Source organism: Bradyrhizobium sp. S3.12.5 (assembly GCF_040548225.1).
GTDB classification, from domain to species: domain Bacteria; phylum Pseudomonadota; class Alphaproteobacteria; order Rhizobiales; family Xanthobacteraceae; genus Bradyrhizobium; species Bradyrhizobium cytisi.
The window spans coordinates 76,130-93,342 of record NZ_JBEPRF010000007.1 but is presented as its reverse complement, the minus strand read 5'-3'; the positions used below and the strand labels follow the sequence as shown (position 1 = coordinate 93,342).

The 17,213-nt window shown below is 64.0% G+C and carries 14 protein-coding genes, 1 tRNA gene and 1 pseudogene; 11 read left to right on the top strand and 5 right to left on the bottom strand.

All coding sequences use genetic code 11. From position 1 onward, the window contains the following. Positions 1–43 precede the first annotated feature (43 nt). Positions 44–676 (bottom strand): DsbA family protein, encoded by a 633-nt coding sequence (locus ABIC09_RS11945; protein WP_354086261.1) that lies wholly within the window; start codon positions 674–676, stop codon positions 44–46. Between the two features lie 113 nt (positions 677–789). Here ABIC09_RS11945 and ABIC09_RS11940 point away from each other — a divergent pair, with 113 nt between their 5' ends. Beyond that, positions 790–1,686 (top strand): LysR family transcriptional regulator, encoded by an 897-nt coding sequence (locus ABIC09_RS11940; RefSeq protein WP_354109362.1) that lies wholly within the window; start codon positions 790–792, stop codon positions 1,684–1,686. Here the strand turns inward: ABIC09_RS11940 and ABIC09_RS11935 are convergent. Together ABIC09_RS11935 and ABIC09_RS11930 are read right to left on the bottom strand one after the other, a co-directional pair. After that, positions 1,678–1,776: pseudogene (locus ABIC09_RS11935) on the bottom strand (GMC oxidoreductase); the annotation flags it as partial. The gene ABIC09_RS11940 and the pseudogene ABIC09_RS11935 overlap by 9 nt on opposite strands. 575 nt (positions 1,777–2,351) lie before the next feature. Continuing rightward, a tRNA-Gln gene (locus tag ABIC09_RS11930) sits at positions 2,352–2,426 on the bottom strand. Between the two features lie 239 nt (positions 2,427–2,665). On the opposite strand from ABIC09_RS11930, the gene ABIC09_RS11925 reads away from it, so the two are divergent. Further along, positions 2,666–4,444, top strand: coding sequence for an acyl-CoA dehydrogenase family protein (locus ABIC09_RS11925; RefSeq protein WP_354035992.1), 1,779 nt, complete (start codon positions 2,666–2,668; stop codon positions 4,442–4,444). Positions 4,445–4,604: 160 nt separating this feature from the next. Here ABIC09_RS11925 and ABIC09_RS11920 read toward each other — a convergent pair whose 3' ends face one another. After that, on the bottom strand, positions 4,605–5,834 hold the full coding sequence (locus ABIC09_RS11920; RefSeq protein ID WP_148752564.1) for an MFS transporter: 1,230 nt from the start codon (positions 5,832–5,834) through the stop codon (positions 4,605–4,607). Between the two features lie 299 nt (positions 5,835–6,133). Between ABIC09_RS11920 and ABIC09_RS11915 the strand changes: the two genes are divergently transcribed. The 8 genes from ABIC09_RS11915 to ABIC09_RS11880 all read left to right on the top strand — a co-directional run bounded on the left by ABIC09_RS11915 (position 6,134) and on the right by ABIC09_RS11880 (position 15,103). Continuing rightward, positions 6,134–6,892 (top strand): enoyl-CoA hydratase-related protein, encoded by a 759-nt coding sequence (locus ABIC09_RS11915; protein ID WP_148752565.1) that lies wholly within the window; start codon positions 6,134–6,136, stop codon positions 6,890–6,892. Between the two features lie 49 nt (positions 6,893–6,941). Further along, positions 6,942–8,600 carry a bifunctional metallophosphatase/5'-nucleotidase gene (locus ABIC09_RS11910; protein ID WP_354109361.1) on the top strand — a complete coding sequence of 553 codons (1,659 nt, stop codon included), beginning with the start codon at positions 6,942–6,944 and terminating at the stop codon, positions 8,598–8,600. Positions 8,601–8,734: 134 nt separating this feature from the next. Next, entirely contained in the window at positions 8,735–9,664 is a 930-nt protein-coding gene (locus ABIC09_RS11905) for a histone deacetylase family protein (protein ID WP_148752567.1), read from the top strand. 74 nt (positions 9,665–9,738) lie between these two features. Further along, positions 9,739–9,990: an exodeoxyribonuclease VII small subunit gene (locus tag ABIC09_RS11900; protein ID WP_148752568.1), complete on the top strand. Its 252-nt coding sequence runs from the start codon at positions 9,739–9,741 to the stop codon at positions 9,988–9,990. A gap of 593 nt (positions 9,991–10,583) precedes the next feature. Continuing rightward, a complete protein-coding gene (gene dxs, locus ABIC09_RS11895; RefSeq protein WP_354035994.1) occupies positions 10,584–12,512 on the top strand; it encodes a 1-deoxy-D-xylulose-5-phosphate synthase in 1,929 nt (642 codons plus the stop codon). A 38-nt stretch (positions 12,513–12,550) separates the two neighbouring features. Next, positions 12,551–13,105 (top strand): nucleoside 2-deoxyribosyltransferase, encoded by a 555-nt coding sequence (locus ABIC09_RS11890; protein WP_148752570.1) that lies wholly within the window; start codon positions 12,551–12,553, stop codon positions 13,103–13,105. A 26-nt stretch (positions 13,106–13,131) separates the two neighbouring features. After that, on the top strand, positions 13,132–13,866 hold the full coding sequence (locus tag ABIC09_RS11885) for a TlyA family RNA methyltransferase (RefSeq protein ID WP_354035997.1): 735 nt from the start codon (positions 13,132–13,134) through the stop codon (positions 13,864–13,866). Further along, the gene (locus ABIC09_RS11880) at positions 13,859–15,103 is read left to right on the top strand and encodes a class I SAM-dependent RNA methyltransferase (protein WP_354109360.1); all 1,245 of its coding nucleotides are present in this window, start codon (positions 13,859–13,861) and stop codon (positions 15,101–15,103) included. Before ABIC09_RS11885 ends, ABIC09_RS11880 begins: the two co-directional genes overlap by 8 nt. Here ABIC09_RS11880 and ABIC09_RS11875 read toward each other — a convergent pair. Further along, complete coding sequence (locus ABIC09_RS11875; RefSeq protein ID WP_354109359.1) at positions 15,100–15,690, bottom strand: hypothetical protein; 591 nt, start codon at positions 15,688–15,690, stop codon at positions 15,100–15,102. The genes ABIC09_RS11880 and ABIC09_RS11875 overlap by 4 nt on opposite strands. 253 nt (positions 15,691–15,943) lie before the next feature. Between ABIC09_RS11875 and ABIC09_RS11870 the strand changes: the two genes are divergently transcribed. After that, on the top strand, positions 15,944–17,002 hold the full coding sequence (locus ABIC09_RS11870; RefSeq protein ID WP_187434993.1) for a class I SAM-dependent methyltransferase: 1,059 nt from the start codon (positions 15,944–15,946) through the stop codon (positions 17,000–17,002). Positions 17,003–17,213 lie beyond the last annotated feature (211 nt).

Sequence of the window (17,213 nt, the reverse complement as noted above, 5' to 3'; positions counted from 1 at the left end):
TCTCCATCAAACTTCGTCAGTGGGATAAGTCGGTCTTGAGCCTTCAAGCCGCGCGCAACTGGGCAGCCAGCAGATCGAAGCGCCCGAACAACAAGCTGCTGCTCAGCAACCGGCGCCCGGCACTTTCACCAGCCACCAGCGCCGGCACGCCATCGACGGCAAATCGCGCCATCTCGGAACGGGCAGCTTCGACCCGTCCCCGGTAAGCCGCGAGGAGGGCATCGTCTGGCGCCCGAACGCGGCCAGCCGCATCGGTGAATTGCGCTTCGTCGAGCACGTCGGCGACGACCTGAAGACTGGAATTGTCCCGGCCGTCGACATAGCGAGCGCGCTGCAAGAGTTTTAGCGCCTCCAATTCGCGAGCGGGCTCCGCGAGGCCGACTGCGACCAGGCCAAGGGTTGCGGGGGCCGAGTCGAACATGCCGCCGATATTGCTGAGGATCTGGTTGCGATAAGGCTCAGTGAAAGCTTGGCCCGTGAGTCGCGCAATGCGCTGATCGTTCTGCCAGGCATAGGCCGCAAAATGCTGGTCCATTGGTCGGGCGGCCTCGCCTGCAAACATGCCGGTCGGTGCGAGCTCCAGCCTCGTGTCGGCCAGCCGCGCAAGCCGGTCCAAAACCGGTCCAGCGCCGTAGCACCAGCCACACAGAGGGTCGAAGAGATAGGTGATCCGCATGATTTCAAGCCGCTGCGATTCCATGTGCCGCAGAATTAGCCGACGCCAATTGATTGATAAACGCAATATAATGATACATATTGTTAGCTATTGGCTTACAATCACTGAGTCCAATGGAAACGATCAACCTCAATCGCCTGGCCTATTTCGCGGCAGTGGTTGACGCGGGCTCCTTTACCCGCGCGGCCGAGCGGCTCGGCATCACCAAGACGGTCGTCAGCCAGCAGGTCGCGCGGCTCGAGGCCGAACTGAAGACGGCGCTCCTGCTGCGGACGACCAGAAGAGTGGGGCCGACCGAGGCCGGACGCCTGCTGCACGCCCGCTGCGTCATGATCCTGCGCGAGGCCGAGTATGCCATAGACGAGCTTGCCCAGACGAACGCCGAGCCCATGGGGGTACTGCGGATCGCCGCGCCGAACGACTACGGTGCATCGACCATTGCGCCGGTCGCGGCCAAATTTGCGCGGAAGTACCCGGCATGCGGCGTCGATCTGGTTCTCTCGGATACCAGGACGGATCTCATCGCCAACCAGATCGATCTGTCGATTCGCGTCGGCTGGCTGAATGACTCAAGTCTTCAAGCCCGACGGCTCGGGACGTTCCGCCAGTTATTGGTAGCCCCGCCGGAGATCGCCGTGGCGGTTCGCGTGGACAAGCCCGATGACCTTGCGGCTTTGCCGTTCATCGCCAATGGGGCGCTCGGTGAGCCGCTGGTCTGGCGCTTCACGAGAAACGATATCGAAGTCTGCACAGTTCGCATGCGACAAGCGATCGCGATCAACACGACGCCAGCAGTGCTTGCGGCGGCACTTGCCGGCGGAGGCCTGTCCGTGCTGCCCGACTTCCTTGTTTCGGAGCATCTGAAAGCCGGACGGCTTGTCCATGTCCTGCCGTCCTGGGCCCTGCCATCAGGCGGTATTCATGTCGTCTATCCCGCCGCCCGTTTTCGCGCGCCCAAGGTCACGGCATTCGTTGCGATGCTGTCGCGGGTCGCAAGACGCTCATCTTAGTTCTTTTATCATCATCGTCGGAGCGTTGGTGTTGCCGGAAACGAGACGCGGCATGATCGACGCGTCGGCGATCCGGAGGCCTTCGACCCCTCAGATCCTCCGAGACGACCGACATCGGATCATCGGCCGCCCCCATGCAGTCCTCGAGGCCGCCAGTTCATTCATTGATGCAACAAGGTCGATCAAGCAGCATCCTTGATGGATCCCGCGCCCAACCTGCGTGACAGAAACCTTCGGATTTTCTCAACCATCATGAACTTGTGAAGAAATCTTTTGTTTGAACTACTCTGCTTAACGCGGCGGCCACCAAACGAACGCCGCTTGTCTGAGCTGCTTTTGGACTCGATACGGCACTTGGCACTGAATGTGTGCTGGCGACCTTGCTTCACCGAGCTACACCATCATCGTGGACACGACAGGTTGTCCGATTTGTGCGCCGTAATGAGCTATTCTACGATGAGCGCATCACAGATCTGTCGGCGTGGCCTCCCCGCGGTATATGTTGCGGATGAAAGCCACGCAGATAGGCCAGTATGGTCGCCGTAGTGCACACCACACCGTTTAGTTCGATTCTGGAACGAGCATCAGAAGCTCCATTTCCAGACCCGCCCAAAAATTCGGCGGGAATAGAGCTGTTACATAACGAACTTAGCAGCTTTAAGTGCTGGCTGGGGCGGGAGGGATCGAACCTCCGAATGGCGGAATCAAAATCCGCTGCCTTACCGCTTGGCTACGCCCCATCAGGCGACGAAGGGAACGGCGGAAAATTGGCACCCGCAGATTCCCTCTGGTCGCAGCCGGTCTATAGGGTGCGGCGCGGCATTTCAATCGCCTGGAGAGGCAAAATACCACAGGTCCGGGGGCCGCCCGGGCCACACTCTATAATAAATGCGGTCCGCGCCCTTCCCGTCCCTCAGGCCATTGAGACGACAGGCGTTTCATGGGAATACGGCGCCAAACCTGTCCTCGGGAGTGAGCCATGACCTACCGCGCGCCGATCTCTGACATGCTGCTGTCGCTCAACCATGGCGCCGGCCTGAAGGCCGCCATCGAGGCCGGCCATTACGGCGATTTCGACACCGATATCGTCGCCGCGGTGCTGGAAGAGGCCGGCAAGTTCGCAACCGATGTGCTGGCGCCGCTCAACCGCGTCGGCGACGAGCACGGCATCAAGCTTAGCGACGGCAAGGTCACCACCGCGCCGGGCTGGCCGGATGCCTACAAGCGCTGGACCGCCGGCGGCTGGAACGCAGTGTCCGGACCGGAAGGTTTCGGCGGTCAGGGCCTGCCGACCGCGATCAACGCCGCCTGCACCGAGATCTGGAGCGCGTCGAACGTTGCCTTCGGCCTCTGCCCGCTGCTCACGGCCTCCGCGATCGAGGCGCTCGATGCGCATGGCAGCGACGAGCTCAAGACGATCTATCTCGAGAAGCTCGTCACCGGCGAATGGACCGGCACGATGCAGCTCACCGAGGCGCAGGCCGGCTCCGACGTCGGCGCGCTGCGCACCCGCGCCGAGAAGCAGGCCGATGGCACCTATCGCATCAAGGGGACGAAGATCTTCATCACCTATGGCGAGCACGACATGACCGACAACATCGTGCATTTCGTGCTGGCGCGCCTGCCGGACGCACCCGCCGGCACCAAGGGGATTTCGCTCTTTCTTGTTCCCAAGTTCATGGTCAATGCCGACGGCTCGCTCGGCGCGCGCAACGACATTTTTGCCAGCGGCGTCGAGCACAAGCTCGGCATGCATGCCTCGCCGACCTGCACCATGACCATGGGCGATCATGGCGGGGCGATTGGTTTCCTGATCGGCGAAGAGAACCAGGGCATGCGCTGCATGTTCACGATGATGAATCAGGCCCGTCTCGGCGTCGGCCTCGAAGGCGTCGGCGTCGCGGATCGCGCCTATCAGCAGGCACTGGCCTATGCGCAGGAGCGCAAGCAGGGCCGCGCGATCGGCAAGAAGGGCGACGGGTCGGATGCGATTTTCGTGCACCCCGATGTCAAGCGCATGCTGATGCGGATGCGGGCGCAGACGGCGGCCGCGCGCACCATCTGCTATGCCACAGCAGTCGCGATCGACGTCTCGACGCGTGCCAGGGATCCGAAGGTACGCGCCGATGCGGCCGCTCGCGCCGCGCTGCTGACACCGATGGCAAAAGGCTATTCCACCGATATCGGCAACGAGGTCGCCTATCTTGGCGTGCAGGTGCATGGCGGCATGGGCTTCATCGAGGAGACCGGCGCCGCGCAGCATTATCGCGATGCCCGCATCACCGCGATCTATGAAGGCACCAACGGCATCCAAGCGATCGACCTCGTCACGCGCAAGCTTGCGGCGAACGGCGGGGCATCGGTGTGGGCGCTGCTCGACGATCTCGCGGCCACCGTCAAGCAGGTCGAAGCCTCGAACGATCCCGCTTTCGGCACCACGGGCGTGAAGTTGCGCGAGGCGCTGGAGGCGCTGACGCGAACGAGCAAGTGGCTGCTGGAGCGCGTCACATCCGCGCCGAACGAGGCGCTCGCCGGCGCGACGCCGTATCTGCAGCAGTTTGGCTCGACGCTCGGCGGCTGCATGCTGGCCTCCGAAGCGCTCGCCGCCAAGGCCGGCGGCAATACCGAGGCCGCGCGCTACGTCTCGCTCGCGCGCTTCTTCGCCGAGAACATCACCGTGCAGGCGCCCGCGCTCGAGCGCACCGTGACGGAAAGCGCGGAGTCGGTTGCGGCGGCGGATGCGGTGCTGCTGGGGTAAAGAAGCCTCCCTCCTCCTTGCTGTCATTCCCCGCGAAAGCGGGGAATCCAGTACGCCGCTGCTTCTCGATCAACGACGGACGTCTCGGAGTACTGGGTCGCCCGATCAAGTCGGACGATGACACCGAATGTGTAGGACGCGCGTGCCACGCTTATCCGTCCTACGAAGCTGCGACCTCGGCTCTTTTTCCCGGCCGCCACAGCACGATGCCGGCCGCGACGACATCGAGCACAACGCACATCGCGAACGCCATGGTGTAGTCACCACTCGCGCTGCGCACGAGGCCGACGATGCCCGGGCCGAAGGCGCTGACGACGCCGCTGATCGACGTCCCCAACCCCATCGCGGCCGCGAAAGCCGTGCTGCCGATCTCGCGCTGGATGATCAAGGGGGGGAACGTGATCATGTTGCCGATCGAGAAGCCATAGACGGCGCAGCACATGAGCAGCACGGTCGGGCTCTGGCTTTGCAGGAGAACGAGCAGCGCCGCCGCCTGGCTCGTCATCGACGCCGCGCAGGCAAGCCGCGGATCGAGCCGGTCGACGAACAGGCCGAGCGACAGCCGGCCGACCACCGCCATCGCCGCCATGATGGTGACCGCGAGGCCTGCACTGGCGCGGCCGATCAGCGGCTCGAGAAACGTCACCTGGTGGATGATGAATCCCATCTGCGCCAACAGCGCGATCGCGATCGGCAGCACCATGGTCCAGAATGACGCGTTGGCGAGCAGCTCCTTCCGCGAATGACGCGCGGCCTTGCCCCCAGAGACACCTGCTCCATTCGGCGACGCGTCGACCGGCCAACCGGTGAAGACGATGACCACCGGCAGCACCAGCACCACCATCACGATGGTGGCCGCCAGCATGGCTGAACGGAAACCGATACTGCTGCTCAGCGCCAGCAAAACCGGAACGAGGATGATGCCGCCGAAGGTGGCGCCGTTGAAGGCGAGGCTGAGCGCGAGCCCGCGGCGCCGCGCGAACCAAGCGTTCAGCACCGTCGCGATCACCACCGATCCCATGCCGGTCCAGCCGACCGACATCAGCGCATAGGCAAGATAGAGCTGCCAGGGCGCCTGCATCAGTCCCAGCAGCGCCGTCGATGCGCCAAGCGCCGTCAGCCCGCACAGGATCAGCGCCCGCAACCCGATGCGGGCGAGCAGATCATCGGTGAAGATGACGAGGACGGAGGTCAGCAGGAACGAGAAGGTGCTGGCCGCGGACACCAGCGTACCGGGCCAGCCATGGGCGCGCTGGAGCTCGGCGAGATAGACACCCTGGCCGTAAAGACCAAAGCCGAACATGAAGAAGGCCATCAGGAAGCAAGCCAGCACCACGCGCCAGCCGCGGTAGTGAAGCGAGGATTCGTCAACGCCCGTTGCGGCAATCATCGATCAAGTATCGACCTCATGGAACGAGACGGCTGATCGTGACGCACAACCACCGGTTTTTCAATCGAAACATTGTAGCCGATTGTTGCAATGCGCAAAACTCCGCAGCACATGTGATCCAGCTTTTCGCGCCACGGTTCCCGGACGAGCGCCATCATCGGACGGGTGTCATGCGACCGCTCGCGGGTATCACCACCGAAATGGTTGAGCCGCAGGATTGGCACGCCTGCCCGATCATGTAGGCTGCGCCTCGCAAGAGTCGCCGATGGCAAGCGCCGCGGCGGCCGGAGGGAGTCCTCATGCCGAACGGCAATATCGTCGTCACCGAAGAGCGTGGAACGCGCGTGATCACCCTGCGCCGCCCGGGCAAGAAGAACGCGATCACCCAGGACATGTATCGCGAAATGAGCCGCGCGATCGACACCGCGCAGAACAATCCCGACATCCGCTGCATGATCATCACGGGCGGCTCCGGCGTGTTCACGGCCGGCGACGACATCGACGATTTCATCAAGGCCGACGCGTCGCGGCCCGAGACGCTGTCGGACGGCGCCAAATTCCTGTATTCGCTGGCCCTCAACGTCAAGCCGATCATCGCAGCCGTGGACGGCGCCTCGATCGGCATGGGCACCGTGATGCTGTTTCACTGCGACTACGTGCTCGCCTCCAACGCCGCGACCTTCTCGGCGCCTTACATCAATCTCGGGCTCGTGCCGGTCGGCGCCGCCAGCCTGCTGATGCCGAGCACCATGGGTTACCAGCGCGCCTTCGGCATGCTGGTGATGGGACGCAGCTTCACCGCCGCGGAGGCCCATGCCGCCGGCTTCGTCAACACCGTGGTGTCGCCGGGACATACCGAGGTCGAGGCCCGCAAGGTGGCGCGCGAGATCTGCCGGCTGCCGGCGGAGGCGGTCGCAATCTCGCGCAAATTGCTGCGCCCAGCCCCGGAAGAGCTCACCCGCCGCATCGACCAGGAAGCCCATTTATTCGGCGAACGGTTGAAATCGGACGAGGCCACGGCCGCGTTCAATGCGTTTGCGAACAGGAAGAAGAGGTAGGCAAGAGAACTTTCGTGAAATCTTCGCGCGGAATGACTAATCTTGTTCCATGCGACATCTTCTCCGCCTGACCAGCTTCGCCCTCGCGCTCGCCGCCCTGCCCGCCGCGGCCCAGACCGCGGCGCCCGTCGAGCTGCGCATTCTCGCGATCAACGATTTCCACGGCAATCTCCGTCCGCCGCCGGGCGGCATCCGCATCAATGATCCCGAAGACAAGAGCAAGAAAGTGATGGTCGCCGCCGGCGGCGCCGAGTACATGGCAACGCTGGTCAAGCAATTGCGCGAGGGGCACAAGAACACCATCTTCGTCGCCGCCGGCGACCTGATCGGGGCGAGCCCGTTCCTGTCGGCGATGTTTCACGACGAGCCGTCGGTCGAGTCGCTCTCGATGATGGGGCTTGCGATCACCTCTGTCGGCAATCACGAATTCGACGAAGGCAAGACCGAGTTGCTCAGGATGCAGAACGGCGGCTGCCATCCGGAGGACCGATGCCAGGGACCGCATCCTTTCACCGGCGCAAAATTTCATTATCTTGCGGCCTCCACCATCGAGACTGCGACCGGCAAGAGCGTGTTGCCGCCTTACGAGATCAGGGAGTTCGAGGGCGTCCCGGTCGCCTTCATCGGGCTGACCTTGAAGGACACCGCCGGCATCGTCTCTCCGTCAGGCATTGCCGGGCTCGAATTCCGCGACGAGGCCGAGACCGTGAACGCGCTGGTGCCGCAATTGAAGGCGCGGGGCGTCGAGGCGATCGTGGTGCTGATCCACCAGGGCGGCGAGCCAAGCGGCGATTACAACGAATGCCCGGCGATTGCGGGGCCGATCGTCGACATCGTCAAGAAGTTCGACCGCGCCGTCGACGTCGTGGTCAGCGGCCACACCCATCGTGCCTATGTTTGCCAAATCGACGGCCGGCTGGTGACGAGCGGCGACAAATACGGCACGCTCGTCACCGCGATCGACCTCAAGCTCGATCCCGCAACACGCGACATCGTCGGCGCCAGGGCCGAGAACGTCATCGTCGCCAACGCTTCGCTCGCCAAGGATCCCGAGCAGACCGCTCTGATCGACGCCTATGACAACCTCTCGGCGCCGATTGCCAACCGGCCGGCCGGATCGGTGACGCAGACGCTGTCGCGCGTGCCGAACGAGGCTGGCGAAAGCGCACTCGGCGACGTCATCGCCGATGCGCAGCTTGCCGCAACCAGGGACGCCAAGGATGGCAGCGCTGTCATCGCGTTCACCAATCCCGGCGGCATCCGCACCGACATCATCCCGAAAGAGAACGGCGCGGTGTCCTATGGCGAACTGTTCGCGAGCCAGCCGTTCCGCAACCGCCTTGTCACCATGACGCTGTCAGGCAGCCAGCTCAAGGACATGCTGGAGCAGCAATGGCTCGATCCGAAGCGGCCTCGGATTCTCCAGGTGTCGATCGGGTTCAGCTATAGCTGGGACGCATCAAAGCCGCTCGGCGAGCGCGTGATAGCCGACAAGATGACGCTCAATGGCAAGCCGATCGAGCCGGGTACCGGCTACCGTGTGACCGTCAACGATTACCTCGCCGTCGGTGGCGATGGTTTTACGGTCGCGAGACAGGGCGCTTCGCCGCAATATGGCGGCTATGACGCCGATGCGCTGTTTGCCTTCTTTAAAGCACATGGTCCGATCGGCCCGCTGCCGTCGACCCGCATCCTGCGGGTGAATTGATCCGGATCAAACCTGGGCGGAACGGGACGCCCTTTGCCATTCGCGATGGAACGCATAGATTGGGTTTTGCATTGCGTTTTGTCGTTGGATGCGCCAAGCGACGTCGAGAGTTCGTTCCCAGTGAGGCCGACCTGATGAGCACGCTTCTCCTTTCCCACAAGGCCTGCCTCGACCACGTCACGCCGCCGGGACACCCTGAAAGACCCGACCGCCTGCGCGCGGTGGAGGAGGCGCTGTCGGTTGAGCGCTTCCAGTTCCTGGCCCGCGACCTGGCGCCGGAGGGCGATCTCGACCTCGTCACGCTGTGCCACAACGAAGATTACGTCACCGAGCTGCGTCACATCGCGCCGGCCAGCGGCCAGGTCTATATCGACGGCGATACCTCGATGTCCCCCGGCACGTGGGAAGCGGTGATGCGCGGCGTCGGCGGCGCCGTGGCTGCGACCCAAGCGGTGATGAACGGCGAGCACCGCAACGCCTTCGTCGCGGTGCGCCCGCCCGGCCATCACGCCGAGATCGGCAAGCCGATGGGCTTCTGCTTCTTCGACAATGCCGCGATCGCCGCGCGCCATGCGCAGCGCAAATATGGCATCAAGCGCGCGGCCATCGTCGATTTCGACGTGCATCACGGCAACGGCACCCAGGACATCTTCTGGTCGGACCCGACCGTGATGTACTGCTCGACGCATCAAATGCCGCTGTTTCCGGGCACCGGCGCCAAGGGCGAACGCGGCGATCACGACACCATCGTCAACGCACCGCTCGCTTCGGAAGACGGCGGGCCCGAATTCCGCAGTGCGTTCGAGAATTTGATCCTGCCGCAACTCGAAAAATTCAGCCCCGAATTGCTCATCATCTCCGCGGGCTTCGACGCGCATTACCGCGATCCGCTGGCCTCGCTGAATTTGCGTGCTGAGGACTACAGCTGGGTCACGCGCAAGCTGATGGACCTTGCCGACAAGTCCGCTGGCGGGCGCGTTGTTTCTGTGCTCGAAGGCGGCTACGACCTGCAAGGACTGAAAGAATCTGTTACGGCGCATGTCGGCGCCCTGATGGGCGCCTAGACAGACCCGCCACATTAAGCCCGCAAAACTCTGCTGTTTTACACGAGAAGCGAATCGGGCAATCGGAAACGGATATGGCCGAAAATACCCAAGTCGACGTCTCCCGGCTCACCTTCGAGCGCGCGATCGAGGAACTCGAAACGATCGTGAAGCGGCTTGAGGACGGCAAGGTGCCGCTCGAGGAATCCGTCACGATCTACGAGCGCGGCGAAGCCCTGAAGCGCCGCTGCGAGGAGCTGTTGCGCCAGGCGGAGGCGCGCGTCGACAAGATCACCATCGATGCCAGCGGCCAAGCCAACGGCACTGCACCGCTCGACGTGCAGTAAGCGCCGCCGCACAAAAGCCGCCCGTTTTGGGCAATGGCCGCCTGCAATTTTTCATGATCGCACGCTGCCCTTCCCTTCAAGGGCCAAATGGCTGGGCCCATGAAGATTGGGGAACTGCTCCGCGAGGGAACCTCCGGCCTCTCGAATCCATCCGAAAAAGCCTCGCGCTTGCCCAAAATCCTGCCAAGGAACTGGGCAAGGCTGGAACCGTCCGCCGGCGCCAGGATTAACCACCCTGGCCCACGGGTTGCACGGGCATGCCCGTAATCGGTCGGGCCGGGTTGGCTTTGGCCCAAGCTTTGGTGTAAAGCTGCGCAGAGTGTGGCTTTTTGTTAGCTTTGACGTGGGGACCGATTTCCGACGACAAGCGCTTCAAATCGCTAATGAAATTGGCTGGGACGGACGAAGCCGATCTACGTGACAAGGATCACAGAGACTGAACCGGAGCGCACTTAAGCTCACCTAAGCTTGAAGACGGGGCTTTTGCCCCATGCAGGTGGCTCCGACGGTTTAAGGACTCGCGCTGCGCCGACATTGTGCAAACCCATCGCGCACCGGAACGATCTTCCGGCGCTGACAAATTGGAAATCGCCGTGAACGCATATAGTAAAACGCCGCTTCTCGACACCATCCGGACGCCGGACGACCTTCGCAAGCTCAAGGTGGAACAGGTTCGCCAGGTTGCCGACGAGCTGCGTCAGGAGACCATCGACGCCGTCTCGGTGACCGGCGGTCACTTCGGCGCGGGCCTCGGCGTGGTCGAGCTCACCACCGCGATCCACTACGTCTTCGACACGCCGCGCGATCGGCTGATCTGGGACGTCGGCCATCAGGCCTATCCGCACAAGATCCTCACCGGACGCCGCGACCGCATCCGCACGCTGCGCACCGGCGGCGGCCTCTCCGGCTTCACCAAGCGCAGCGAGAGCGATTACGATCCGTTCGGCGCCGCGCATTCCTCGACCTCGATTTCCGCCGGCCTCGGCATGGCCGTCGCACGCGACCTCGCCGGCGGCAAGAACAACGTCATCGCAGTGATCGGTGACGGCGCGATGTCGGCGGGCATGGCCTACGAGGCCATGAACAACGCAGGCGCCATGAACTCGCGCCTGATCGTCATCCTCAACGACAACGACATGTCGATTGCGCCGCCGGTCGGAGCCATGAGCGCCTATCTGTCGCGCCTCTACTCCGGCAAGACCTATCGCACGCTGCGCGAGGCGGCCAAGCAGATCAACAAGCGCCTGCCGAAGATCCTCGCCAACCGTGCCAACCGCGTCGAGGAATATTCCCGTGGCTTCATGATGGATGGCGGCACGCTTTTCGAGGAGCTCGGCTTCTATTACGTCGGCCCGATCGACGGTCATAACCTCGATCACCTGCTGCCCGTACTGAAGAACGTGCGCGACATGGAGACCGGCCCGATCCTGGTCCACGTCGTGACGCAAAAGGGCAAGGGCTACGGCCCGGCGGAAGCTTCCGCCGACAAGTACCACGCCGTCGTCAAGTTCGACGTCGCGACTGGCACCCAGGCGAAAGCCAAGCCGAACGCGCCGGCCTACCAGAACGTGTTCGGCCAGAGCCTGGTCAAGGAAGCCGAGAAGGACGACAAGATCGTCGCCATCACCGCGGCGATGCCGTCCGGCACCGGCGTCGACATCTTCAACAAGGCTTTCCCCGACCGCACCTTCGACGTCGGCATCGCCGAGCAGCACGCGGTGACGTTTGCCGCCGGTCTTGCGACCGAAGGCTACAAGCCGTTCTGCGCGATCTACTCGACCTTCCTGCAGCGCGGCTACGATCAGATCGTCCATGACGTCGCAATCCAGAACCTGCCCGTCCGCTTCGCCATCGACCGTGCGGGCCTCGTCGGCGCCGACGGCGCGACGCATGCCGGCTCGTTCGACAATGCCTATCTCGGCTGTCTGCCGAACATGGTGATCATGGCGGCGGCAGATGAAGCCGAGCTGGTGCACATGGTCGCCACTCAGGTTGCGATCAACGACCGCCCGAGCGCGCTGCGCTATCCGCGCGGTGAAGGCCGCGGCATCGAGATGCCCGAGGTTGGCGTTCCCCTCGAGATCGGCAAGGGCCGCATGATCCGCCAGGGCAGCAAGATCGCCCTGCTCTCCTTCGGCACGCGTCTGGCCGAGTGCGAGAAGGCAGCCGACGAGCTCGCCGCCCATGGCCTCTCGACCTCGATCGCGGATGCGCGCTTCATGAAGCCGCTCGACACCGAGCTGGTGCTCAAGCTCGCCCGTGACCACGACGTCCTGATCACGGTCGAGGAAGGCTCGGTCGGCGGCTTCGGCTCGCATGTCGCGCAGTTCCTGACCGACCAGGGCGTGCTCGACACCGGGATGGTCAAGTTCCGCACGATGGTCCTGCCCGACGTGTTCCTGGACCACGACACGCCGAACGCGATGTACGCCCGCGCCGGTCTCGACGCCAAGGGCATCGTCGCCAAGGTGTTCGAGGCGCTCGGCAAGGACGTCAAGACCGAGACGGTCAAGCTCGCCTGAGGGCGAGCTTCGGCCTGACGCGAAGCAGTGCGACGTTCATGAAAATCTATCTGGCAGGTCCCGACGTGTTCCTGCCGGATGCGGTCGAGATCGGCCGGCAGAAGGCCGCGATCTGCGCTGCCCATGGCCTCACCGGCCTGTATCCGCTCGACAACGCCATCGACCTCGCCACGCCTGACGCTTCGCGGCAGATCTTTGCCGGCAACGAGGCCATGATGGACGATGCCGACGCCATCATTGCCAATCTGACGCCGTTCCGCGGCGCCGGCGCCGATCCGGGCACTGTCTACGAGCTCGGCTACATGGCCGGCCGCCGCAAGTTTTGCATGGCCTATTCCAACGATGGCACCACCTACGCCGACCGTGTCGGCCGCTTCATGCACGTCGCCTCCGAGGACGGGCGGCTGGTCGACGCACAGGGGCTGACGGTCGAGGATTTTGGCCTCGTCGACAATCTCATGATGATCCATGCGCTGGAGCTGCACGGCTGCCCGCTGGTGACGCCGGCCAAGCAGCCCGTCGACGTTTGGCACGATCTCGCCACGTTCGAGACTTGCGTCCGGATGGCAGCCGCGCGATTGATCGCTAGATAAGCGCTTCAGTCGTCTTTGGAGAACCGATGTCCCCTGCCCGCAAGCGCGCGGATGTTCTGCTGGTCGAGCGCGGCCTGTTCGAGAGCCGGGCGCGGGCGCGCGCGGCGATCGAGGCCGGCCTCGTCAGGGCTAACGACAAGCAGGTCGCAAAGCCCTCGGAGACGATCGCCGAGGACGCGGTGATCCAGGCCGAGCCTGCGCACCCTTACGTCTCGCGCGGCGGCGTCAAGCTCGCGGGCGCACTGGAGCGCTACCCAATCGACATCGAGGACCATGTCTGCCTCGACGTCGGCGCCTCCACCGGCGGCTTTACCGAGGTGCTACTGGCTAACGGCGCGAGCCTGGTGTTCGCCATCGACGTCGGCACCAGCCAGCTGCATGCTTCGCTGCGCGATCATCCCAAGATCGTGTCGATAGAGGAGACCGATATCCGCAGCTATGAAGGCAAGCGACTACCGGCGCGGCCCGATGTCGTCGTCATCGACGTCAGCTTTATTTCGCTCAAGGCGGTGCTGCCCGTGGCGCTGTCGCTCGCGGCTGCGCCGATGAGCCTGCTCGCCCTGATCAAGCCGCAGTTCGAGGCGGATCGGAAGCACAACAAGAAAGGCATCATCCGCCACGCCGCGGTGCATCAGGAGATCTGCGACGACATCGCGGCCTTTGCCGCGTCGCTCGGCTGCACCGACATCGAGGTGTTTCCCTCCCCGATTGCGGGCGGGGACGGCAACATCGAATTCTTCCTGGGCGCGCGCCGTGGTTGAACGCGTCACGATCGATCATGTCGGCCATCGCGGCGATGGCGTCTCGCTGACGACCGGCGATGCGGTCTACGTGCCCTACACGCTTGGCGGCGAGAGTGTCGAGGCAGACCATGTCGCGGGCCATCCTGACCGCCGCAAGCTGCTCGCGGTCGACGTCGCAAGTCCCGAGCGTGTTGAGCCGTTCTGCCCGCATTTCGGCATCTGCGGCGGCTGCGCGATCCAGCATTGGGCGGCCGAGCCCTATCATGCCTGGAAGCGCAACATCGTGATCGAGACGCTGGCGCAGGCCGGCATCGATTGCGAGGTGGCGCCGCTGGTCGATGCCCATGGCGTTGGCCGCCGGCGCGTGACGCTGCACGGAAGGTTCGGCACGCATGACGTGCTGAAGGTCGGGTTCTCGGCGGCAAGCTCGCACGACGTGATCCCGATCCATCGCTGCCCGATCCTCGATCCCGCGCTCGATGGCGCGCTCGATGCCGCCTGGGCGCTCGCGGAACCGCTGACGTCAAAAATGCTAATGACGAAGCCGCTCGATATCCAGGTCACCGCGACCGCCAGCGGCCTCGATGTCGACGTGCGCGGCTCCGGCCCGCTGCCGACGCCGCTGGTCACGGCGCTGTCGCGCGTCGCCGAGCAGCATCGCCTGGCGCGGCTGACGCGGCATGGCGAGCTGGTGCTGCAACGCGTGCCGCCGACATTGCAGATGGGCCGCGCCGAGGTGACGCTGCCGCCGGGCTCGTTCCTGCAGGCGACGGTGGCGGGGGAAGAGACCCTCGCTGCACTCGTTGCCGAGCGCGTTGGCAAGGCAAAGGAGGTTCTCGACCTCTTCTGCGGCGTCGGCCCGTTCGCTCTGAGGCTCGCCGAGAAGGCGCGTGTCACGGCTTACGACAACGACGCCGGCGCGATTGCCGCGCTCGCGAAGGCCGCGCGCACGCCGGGGCTCAAGCCGATCAAGGCCGAGCCACGCGACCTGTTCCGCCGTCCGCTGGTGCCGCCGGAGCTGCGCGATTTCGATGCCGTGGTGTTCGATCCGCCGCGCCAGGGCGCACAGGCGCAGGCGCTCAAGCTTGCCGCGAGCAAGGTGCCTGTCGTGATTGCGGTATCCTGCAACGTCGCAACCTTTGGCCGCGACGCGCGGCTCTTGATCGACGGCGGCTACAAGATCGACGCGGTAGTGCCCGTCGACCAATTCCGCCACACGCCACATGTGGAGCTGGTGGCAAAGTTTACGCGTTAGCGCCGAAGCGCGCCCAACGCCGGCGACTCGCCCGGCAGCATGTTCGACCTGATGTCGCTGTCCATGCGGCCCGAGTCCCGCTGGGTGAACCCGGCTCCGAACGACAGGCTGAGGTTCGACGTTGGCTTGAACTCGACACCCCCGAATGCGCCATAGCCGGGTGCAGCGCTGGAGGTCAGCGGCGCAACCGAACTGCCAATGCCGTTGCCATATTTCAGTGTGTCGAAACCGGCAAAGAACGTCACGGGCATGCCGCCCGCGCTTTTCATGTTGTAGCCGAACTGCGTGCTGTCGTAGGACAGCGCGCTGAGATTGCCGGCCAGACCTGCCTGGCTGAAACCGCTCAGACCGAGATTGCCGCTCTGGCTTCCGACAAAGAAACCGGGGCGAAAGCCGTAACCGTCGCGGGCATCGCCGGCATTGAAGCTTGGAAAGTTGCCGTAGCTGTCGGCGCTGCTGCCAAGACCGAAAGCCCCGCCCGGGATCCAATACTGCAGGGGTGCGACCTGCGCATGAATGGGCGCCCCGCCGAGGCAAAGCACGGCGAGCAAAGCTGCAAAACCACAAGAGCGTGCGAGGCTGGACATTCCGGCTACCGTCAAAAGTGCTCCGATTATACCCTCCGAACATCGCGAATGCCAGCGGAGCAGCGCCGGCTGTCGCGTCATCAAGTTCCGGGATTACGTCTTGCCGACACGTTGAACCTCGCCCTCGCCAGATTGACCCACATAGAGGACGCACATGCTCAGGCCGCGGCTTTGACCGCGAAAGCCTGCGCAGTCCTGCAGCGCGCAATTGCGCAAACCCTTGAAAATGCCCAGCGTTTGTATGGAGGCTGTCATGGAGGTCAATTCCGACAGGTTGAATGCCTTTATGGGAAAGATGATCACCGAGGTTGGGGCCGCGATCAACGCGTCGCTGGTCCTGCTGGGCGACAAGCTCGGTCTCTACCGCGTCCTCGCCGCCAAGGGACCCATGAATTCCGCTGAGCTGGCAAGCGCCACCGGAACGAACGAACGCTACGTCCGCGAGTGGCTGGCGAGCCAGGCGGCTTCCGGTTACGTGGAATACGACTCCGTTTCCGGCAAGTTCTCGATGCTGCCGGAACAAGCAATGGCGCTTGCCGACGAGGACAGCCCGGTGTTTCTCGGCGCAGTCGGCAATGTCATCGCCGCGGCGTTTCTCGACGAGCCGAAGATTACGGATGCATTCAAGTCCGGTAAGGGCGTCGGCTGGAACCGGCGCAGCGAGTGCCTGTTCTGCGGCACCGCCCGCTTCTTCCGCACCGGCTACATGCATCATCTGGTGCAAGAATGGTTGCCCGCGCTCGACGGTGTCGTGGACAAACTGAAGCGCGGCGCCAAGGTCGCCGATGTCGGCTGCGGCCACGGCGTCTCGACGCGGCTGATGGCGGAAGCCTTTCCGAACTCGCGCTTCTATGGCTTCGACTATCACGAGGGCTCGATCGAGGCGGCGCGCAAGGCGGCAGCCGAGGCCAAGCTCGGCGATCGCGTCAACTTCGCGGTTCACTCGGCCAAGACCTATCCGGCCGAGGGCTACGATCTCGTCTGCTTCTTCGATTGCCTGCACGACATGGGCGATCCCGTCGGCGCCATCAGCCACGTGCGTCAAACCATGGCGAAGGACGGCACCTGCATGCTGGTCGAGCCGTTCGCGGGCGACCGCCTCGAGGATAATCTCAACCCGGTCGGGCGCGTCTACTATGCGGCGTCGACCATGATCTGCACGCCGGCCTCGCTCGATCAGGAGGTGGGCCTCGCGCTTGGCGCGCAAGCCGGCGAGGCAAGGCTGCGCAAGGTCGCCAGCGAAGGCGGCCTGTCGCGCTTCCGTCGCGCCGCCGAAACACCCTTCAACCTGATCCTGGAGGCACGGATCTGATCCGGGCGCCGCGGTCGACTTTGTCAGGCCGCGGCGTCCGTCCCCATCCCACGCAACCTAGCATGCGCACCAAGGCCTTGAATGGGTCACGCCGCGCCGTAAGCTGACGATCGAACAGGGCGGCGCTGATCACGATGCAGGCGGAAGCCCCAAATGATAGCGTCTCGCCGCTACCGTCGCTCGCGGCGAAATAGAAGCAGTACACGTCGTT